This window comes from Coprococcus sp. ART55/1 (assembly GCF_000210595.1).
In the GTDB taxonomy this organism is placed as follows: domain Bacteria; phylum Bacillota; class Clostridia; order Lachnospirales; family Lachnospiraceae; genus Coprococcus; species Coprococcus aceti.
Genome location: NC_021018.1, coordinates 1001087 through 1002051 on the forward strand (window position 1 = coordinate 1001087; position 965 = coordinate 1002051).

The window sequence follows — 965 nt, forward strand, 5'->3', positions numbered from 1 at the left end:
CTCCAGTGCAGGACTTTCGTCGCCGACATACCAGTAGTCGCAGCAATCACCGCCAAGAGCCTCGGTCTGTGTACGGATCAGGCGGGCGTGCATGACCTCCGCAAGGTAGTGGTCAGTTCTGCACAGATAAGGGAGCAGATCTGCATAGCCGTGCTCCTTCGCATGCTTGGCTATAGGGCAGCCGATCAGATGGAAGCAGAACCCTTCAGTCCTGCCATCTGGGTTGATCTCAACTTTCCAGCTATCCATCCATTCTCCTTTAGCCTGGTGTTCCTGTTGCATTTTGTTGAACTTCACATAGGTTTTTTCAAATACTTTGTATGGCCAGTTGCTCTTGTTGCCATTGACAATTTTTCCAAGGAATTTCATCTTCTCAGTAGATTCCCGTTTGATCGTGAGAAGAACCTCGCCGTCAAGCCTGTGATCGCTTGCCTCATAAAATGATATGATGGTGAACCAGTCATACATATTGGCCGCCATCATATTTTTGCCGAGATCCGGCATGTCCCTGCGCATAAATTCCCTGTAATATTCATCAGCCTTTTTGAATATATCATCCGCCTCGGACGGAAGATTTTCTTTGCAGTATTTTTCATAGAGCTTTGCATAGCTCGATACTGAATATGCCCATTTCATCTCATTTATCTCCCATAACCTGATGCCAGCCTAGAATCTGCAGTGGTGTGGCTGACAAATTTAATTTAACTATTGGGTTAGAATATACTAACTGGATAAATTTTATCATATAAAGTTCAGGATAACAAACAATAATGTATTGAAAATTTTTGTTAAGTTGGGGAAAATATATATCTATAGAAAAACAATATAAAAACATTTGCATATAGTGAAAACAAATAATATAGTGATGACATTTAATGGCAAATATGATATAGTTTGTTATTATATTATTAAGTAGTCGTGGATATTGAGATAAAGACAAAAAATGATGGATAATCAAGTATTAT

At 39.9% G+C, this 965-nt stretch carries 1 protein-coding gene; it reads right to left on the bottom strand.

Annotated elements, in window-relative coordinates:
* The coding region (locus CCU_RS04690; RefSeq protein ID WP_208895993.1) for an L-2-amino-thiazoline-4-carboxylic acid hydrolase at positions 1-636 on the bottom strand (636 nt) is incomplete at its 3' end.
* Positions 637-965 lie beyond the last annotated feature (329 nt).